The sequence below is a fragment of the Sphingomonas segetis genome (assembly GCF_009720245.1).
Taxonomy (GTDB): Bacteria; Pseudomonadota; Alphaproteobacteria; order Sphingomonadales; family Sphingomonadaceae; genus Sphingomicrobium; species Sphingomicrobium segetis.
Window position 1 is genome coordinate 1 of the sequence record NZ_WJSQ01000166.1, and the last position, 5,263, is coordinate 5,263.

The 5,263-nt window shown below is 66.2% G+C and carries 9 protein-coding genes, 1 tRNA gene and 1 pseudogene; 9 read left to right on the forward strand and 2 right to left on the reverse strand.

Going from position 1 to position 5,263, the window contains the following annotated elements; translation table 11 throughout:
* Window positions 1-31 precede the first annotated feature (31 nt).
* The 5 genes from GH737_RS16100 (at window position 32) to GH737_RS15860 (ending at window position 3,354) form a co-directional block, all read left to right on the forward strand.
* Window positions 32-181 carry a hypothetical protein gene (locus GH737_RS16100; RefSeq protein ID WP_420853450.1) on the forward strand — a complete coding sequence of 50 codons (150 nt, stop codon included), beginning with the start codon at window positions 32-34 and terminating at the stop codon, window positions 179-181.
* Window positions 124-642 carry a peptidase dimerization domain-containing protein gene (locus GH737_RS12640; RefSeq protein ID WP_420853451.1) on the forward strand — a complete coding sequence of 173 codons (519 nt, stop codon included), beginning with the start codon at window positions 124-126 and terminating at the stop codon, window positions 640-642. The genes GH737_RS16100 and GH737_RS12640 overlap by 58 nt, the downstream gene beginning before the upstream one ends.
* On the forward strand, window positions 639-1,655 hold the full coding sequence (locus GH737_RS12645) for an arginine N-succinyltransferase (RefSeq protein ID WP_155265163.1): 1,017 nt from the start codon (window positions 639-641) through the stop codon (window positions 1,653-1,655). Before GH737_RS12640 ends, GH737_RS12645 begins: the two co-directional genes overlap by 4 nt.
* Window positions 1,655-2,914 carry an N-succinylarginine dihydrolase gene (locus tag GH737_RS12650; RefSeq protein ID WP_155265164.1) on the forward strand — a complete coding sequence of 420 codons (1,260 nt, stop codon included), beginning with the start codon at window positions 1,655-1,657 and terminating at the stop codon, window positions 2,912-2,914. The genes GH737_RS12645 and GH737_RS12650 overlap by 1 nt, the downstream gene beginning before the upstream one ends.
* 101 nt (window positions 2,915-3,015) lie before the next feature.
* Window positions 3,016-3,354 carry a hypothetical protein gene (locus tag GH737_RS15860; protein WP_338061784.1) on the forward strand — a complete coding sequence of 113 codons (339 nt, stop codon included), beginning with the start codon at window positions 3,016-3,018 and terminating at the stop codon, window positions 3,352-3,354.
* Here the strand turns inward: GH737_RS15860 and GH737_RS12655 are convergent.
* Both GH737_RS12655 and GH737_RS12660 read right to left on the reverse strand, forming a co-directional pair.
* Window positions 3,278-3,619: a hypothetical protein gene (locus GH737_RS12655; RefSeq protein WP_155265165.1), complete on the reverse strand. Its 342-nt coding sequence runs from the start codon at window positions 3,617-3,619 to the stop codon at window positions 3,278-3,280. The genes GH737_RS15860 and GH737_RS12655 overlap by 77 nt on opposite strands.
* Window positions 3,620-3,675: 56 nt before the next feature.
* Window positions 3,676-3,933, reverse strand: coding sequence for a hypothetical protein (locus GH737_RS12660; RefSeq protein ID WP_155265166.1), 258 nt, complete (start codon window positions 3,931-3,933; stop codon window positions 3,676-3,678).
* 236 nt (window positions 3,934-4,169) lie between these two features.
* Between GH737_RS12660 and GH737_RS12665 the strand changes: the two genes are divergently transcribed.
* The 4 genes and pseudogenes from GH737_RS12665 to GH737_RS12680 all read left to right on the forward strand — a co-directional run.
* Window positions 4,170-4,337, forward strand: a complete 168-nt coding sequence (locus GH737_RS12665) for a hypothetical protein (RefSeq protein ID WP_155265167.1) — start codon at window positions 4,170-4,172, stop codon at window positions 4,335-4,337.
* A 39-nt stretch (window positions 4,338-4,376) separates the two neighbouring features.
* Window positions 4,377-4,535 carry a hypothetical protein gene (locus GH737_RS12670; protein WP_155265168.1) on the forward strand — a complete coding sequence of 53 codons (159 nt, stop codon included), beginning with the start codon at window positions 4,377-4,379 and terminating at the stop codon, window positions 4,533-4,535.
* Between the two features lie 387 nt (window positions 4,536-4,922).
* Window positions 4,923-4,999, forward strand: a tRNA-Arg gene (locus tag GH737_RS12675).
* A 22-nt stretch (window positions 5,000-5,021) separates the two neighbouring features.
* Window positions 5,022-5,263: pseudogene (locus GH737_RS12680) on the forward strand (hypothetical protein); the annotation flags it as partial.

Here is a 5,263-nt window from a genome sequence, read left to right on the forward strand (position 1 = left end):
TTTTCACAGCTCAGCTCAAGGCGGTCGGTCGATGAGACCGATTGGCGAAAAGCTGGTCATCGCCACCCACAATCCCGGCAAGCTGCGCGAGATTGCGGCGCTGGTCGCTCCACTCGGCATCGCTTGCTCGCCGCCGCCGACCTTGCACTTCGGCTCGACCGGCTCAAGCGCGACGGGCTGACGGTGAACCCCTCGCGCATAGAGGGTGGCAGCCCGAGCAATGTCGTCCCGGATCTCGCGGTCCTGCGCGTCAACATGCGTCCGCGCACCCCCGGGATCGAAGCGGCGGCGAAGCGCGAGATTGAGGAAGCGGTCGCCGCTGTGCGCGCCGAGCGCGAGGTCGAGATCGAGCTGAGCGGCGGCTTCGGACGGCCGCCCAAGCCGCTCACGTCCGAAGCCGAGGCTCTGTTCAACCTCGTGAAACAGGCGGGCGCCGACCTCGGCCAGTCGATTGCCTGGCAGCCATCCGGCGGTGTTTGCGACGGCAACAACATCGCCGCGTGCGGCGTGCCCGTGGTCGACACGATGGGCATCCGTGGGGGCAAGATCCACAGCATGGACGAGTTCCTGATCACCGAAAGCCTCGGCGAGCGAGCCGCTTTGTCGGCCGTCACGATCCTGCGCCTGATGGAGGCGGCATGAGCTATCGCGTGCGGCCGGCGACCGGCGAGGACTACAAGGCGATCTACCAAATGGCGAAGTTGACCGGCGGCGGCTTCACCAACCTTCCGCCCGACCGGCAGACGCTCGTCGCCAAGCTCGACCGGTCGATGCGGAGCTTCGAGCGCGAAGAGGAAAGCCAGACCGGAGACCTTTACGTTTTCGTGCTCGAGGACCCCAAGACGAACCGGATCCGCGGCACCTGCCAGGTGTTCGGGCAGGTCGGTGTCACCCAGCCCTTCTATTCCTATCATCTGAGCACGCTGACCCAGTCGAGCCCCGAGCTCGGCAAGACCTTCCGCAACCAGCTGCTCACGCTGACGACCGACCTAGAAGGCTCGTCGGAGGTCGGCGGTCTGTTCCTCCATCCCGAGCTGCGCGCGGGCGGCTGGGGTTCGCTGCTGGCGCGCAGCCGTTATCTGTTCATCAAGCTGCACCGGCAGCGGTTCGGCGACCGAACGCTGGCGGAGCTTCGCGGTGTGATGGACGAGGCGGGGAACGCGCCCTTCTGGGACGCGCTCGCCGGCAAGTTCTTCGGCATGACCTTCCCGGAGGCTGACGAGTTCAATGCAGTCCACGGCACCCAGTTCATCGCCGACCTGATGCCGCGCTCGCCCGTCTACGTCGCGCTGCTGACCGACGGAGCGAAGGCGGTAATGGGGCAGCCGCACCCGAGCGGCAAGGCAGCGCTGCGGATGCTCGAGGAGGAAGGCTTTTACTTCGACCGCTACGTCGACATTTTCGACGGCGGTCCGACAGTCACTGCGGACACCGACGACATTCGCACCGTGCGCGAGTCGGCGCGCGAGAAGGTGTGCGAGATCGGCGAGGGAGGAAAGGCGACGGCGCTCGTCGCGGCCGGAAGGCTCAAGGATTTCCGCTGCTGCTACACGAGCGTGAAGAAGCTGCCGAAGAAGGGCGTCTGCATCGACGCCGAAGCCGCCGACCTGCTCGAGGTCGGCGTCGGCGACGATGTGGTGATGGTCGCGCGCTGATGCCGCTGACGGAAATCAACTTCGACGGGATCGTCGGGCCGAGCCACAATTATGCCGGGCTGAGCTTCGGCAATGTCGCGTCGATGGGTCATGCGGGCCAGGTGTCGCGGCCGCGCTCGGCTGCGCTGGAAGGCATCGACAAGATGCGCGCCAATCTGGCGCTCGGACTGGCCCAGGGAATTTTCCTTCCCCACCCGCGGCCGCACCGCGGCTGGCTGGCGCGGCTCGGTACGAGCATCGAAGAGGCCGAGCCGACGATTGCCGCGAACGCCATGTCGGCATCGCCGATGTGGGCGGCCAATGCCGCGACCGTATCGCCGGCGCCGGACACCGCCGACCGCAAGTGCCACCTGACGGTCGCGAACCTTCGGACCATGCCGCACCGGAGCCTCGAGTGGCGCTCGACGCTGAGCCAGCTGCTCGTCGCGTTCAGGGACGGAGCTTATTTCCAGGTCCATCCGCCGGTGCCGCCGGCGTTCGGCGATGAAGGCGCCGCGAACCACATGCGCCTCGCGAGCGGCCACGCCGAGCCCGGGCTCGAGATCTTCGTTTACGGCGTATCGGGAGGCGCCTTCCCGGCGCGCCAGCATGTCGAAGCGTCCAAGGCGATCGCCAGGCTGCACCTGCTCGATCCGGGGCGAACCGTCTTCGTCCAGCAGTCCGAGGCAGCGATCGCGGCCGGCGCATTCCACAACGATGTCGTCGCTGTCTCCAACGAGCGCGTCCTCTTCGCGCATGAGCAAGCCTTCGCCGACAAGCAGCGGCTGCTCGATGCCTGCCAGACGAACGTTCCCGGATTCGAATATGTCGAGGTCGCCGCGGCAGAAGTCCCGCTCGAGGACGCCGTGAAGTCGTACCTGTTCAACGCGCAGCTGGTGAGTTCGCCGGACGGCGAGATGACCCTCGTCGTCCCCACCGAAGCGCGCGAGACGGCGTCGGTTTGGCGCTGGATCGAGCGACACCTTGCCGGCAACGGGCCCATCCGCCGGGTCGAAGTCGTCGACGTGCGCGAGTCGATGGCGAACGGTGGCGGGCCGGCGTGCCTCAGGCTGCGCGTGGTCGCCGATCCGGCCACGATCGATCCGCGCTTCCTTGCCGACGAGGCCAGGCTCGACCGCATTGCCGACGTGGTTCGCCAACACTGGCCGGAGCAAATCGCCCACGACGCGCTGCAGCGGCCTGAACTGATCGCCGATGTCGAACGCGCCCGCTCGGCGCTGCTCGATACATTGGGGCTGTCGGAGCTCGCCTCCGCCTAGTCCCGGAGCGGGACAAAAGGCCAAGTGTTACTGCCACTTTAACCCTGTTCTTTAGCATCCGAACGGCGCAAAACAGCCGTTCAGGCGTTCATGCGTTAACGATGGTGATGCTCAGGAAACTCGGCCGGCTGTTCACGATCAAGACGCGCCTCGAGGCGTGGCTGGTGATTTATGCCATTGCGCTCGGCGCGGTCGAACGCGGCCGGCTCTACCTCGAAACCTATCCCGGTTGGGGCGGCATTCTTCTCGCGCTTGCCTGCACCGGGGTCGTGTTCATCGCCGGCGCCAAGCTGCTCGATTCGGTAAAACCGCAGCCGGCGCTCGCCGGCGTTGCTTATCGGGCACCGCTACGGCGCCGGGTGCTCACTGGTCGTAGTCGACCCACGCGCCAGCCGCTTCGTCGCGCTTCAGAACCACCGATTTCACGTCGCACAGATTAACGCCGGCCCAAGTCACGGCGTCCTTCCCCGCCACCTTTGCACGGATGTCGAATGCGCAGTCCGGATTGTCGAACTTGATCGGCGCGCCGGCGCCCGGCGCGGGCGCCGGCGCGAGCGGCTTCCACTCCTCTGTCCCGGCGCGCCGGATCGAGAGGTCGGCAAGCGGCGTGCCGGTGGCGTTGACCAGGGTGAAATTGGAAGCGCCGGCATGAGCCGTCGTGGCGGTCGCCAGCATTGCGAGCAGAAGGGCGACTCTCTTCGTCATGGGCGCCACCATAATATGATGGCGCCCACGGAGAAATATGGAGATTTGCCTAGAGGCTAAGCCGCGTCGAGCTCGGCATAGCTGGGGCGGCGCCCACTCCAGAACACCGGCGCGGCGGCAGGTCCCTGCGTTGCCGCGTCCGTGAGGGGAAGTGCGGTCGAGCAGAAGGCGCATTCGGCCGAGATGCGGCCGATCAGCCAGTGCGTCCGCCCGCACCCCGGACAGTGGTTGACTTCGCCGTCATGATAGACCGCATGATAACCGCGCACAGCCGGGTTGAAGGCTTTGCGGCGGGACTCGATCGAACTCAGCATGGTGCGTTCCTTCGAAACCATTTCACCCGTAACGAGCGGCGAGTCGTTAGGTTTCAAGGATGATCTGCCACGCCGCCGTCCGTGTCATTGCGGGGCACGAAGACTGTTTCAGTGTGGCACATCCGCCGCCGCGGATTTGATTTGTCGCAGAAGCGGCATCCCCGCCTGTGGATATTTACCATCTCTTAGGCATTCCGGGTGGATGGTCGGGGGGTTCTCTAGCGGAGGGGGACCCAGTGGAGTCGAACGAGCGTTACTATCGGCGCCGGGCAGTCGAGGAACGGATGGCCGCGCAACGGGCCATGACCGACACCGCGCGCGCATGGCATGCCAAGCTTGCAGAGGATTTCGCCCAGCGCGCCAGCGCCGGCACCGCCTGCATCCAGAGCGCCGTCGCAAGTTAATCTTGCTTCCATCGGAAATTCATCCAATCCACGGTCGACGTGGAGGATTGGGAACAGTTTTTCGCCGAAAAGAGCCGCCGCCGCTTCGAAGTGGAGCGGGAGGAAATGCGCCGCGACCGGCTCAGGCTGGCGCTCGCAGCCGGTCTCATAGGGCTGCTCGTGATCGTGGCGATCGTGGGTCTCGCGATCGTCGCCTGATCGGATCACGTGAAGGCCCGCCCTCGCGCCAGAGAGGGCGGACCCCCCTTGTGCCGGTCGGCCTGAAGCCGAGCCGGCCCGCCGGATGCTATCATCTCGGCCAACGGAAGTTAACGGGAATTTTACAGCGCCCTTCATCGGGACTCAGTTTCGGGTTGATCGATCGCGTCGAGCACCGCCTCCGGCGCGACCCGTCGCTTCATCTCGTCGATCCCTTGACGATGCGGCGACGGCGGAGCGCGTCGATGTTGCGCTTCAAGGCGCCGTTAAGGCTCCGGTCGTCGCTCATGCGCGGCGCAAATGAAGGCGCATCGGCAGCGTTCCGGAAGGCTTGCGCCATCCGGCTGCCGCCCCTATGTCGCGCCCCTGCCAATTTCGGCAATTCGCGCGCCCGTAGCTCAGCTGGATAGAGCACCAGACTACGAATCTGGGGGCCGGAGGTTCGAATCCTTCCGGGCGCGCCATTTTCTCCTTACAGACGCAGCGATGCGACAGCCGCTGATCCTGCCGGTGCTTTTGCTCGGCGCCTGCTCCACCTCAGGCGGGCCCTACCCGTCGCTTCAGCCGCGTGCGGCGGAGTCGATCGATCCGCGGCTGGAGCCCGTCAGGCCGATCAACGACCGGCCGGTGGCTCCGGCGCTTGCGGCGCAGCTCGCCGCGCTGGTTGCGCAGGCGCGGGCGGGCGACGCGGAATTCGCGCCTGCAATCGCCGAGGCGGAGCGGCTCGC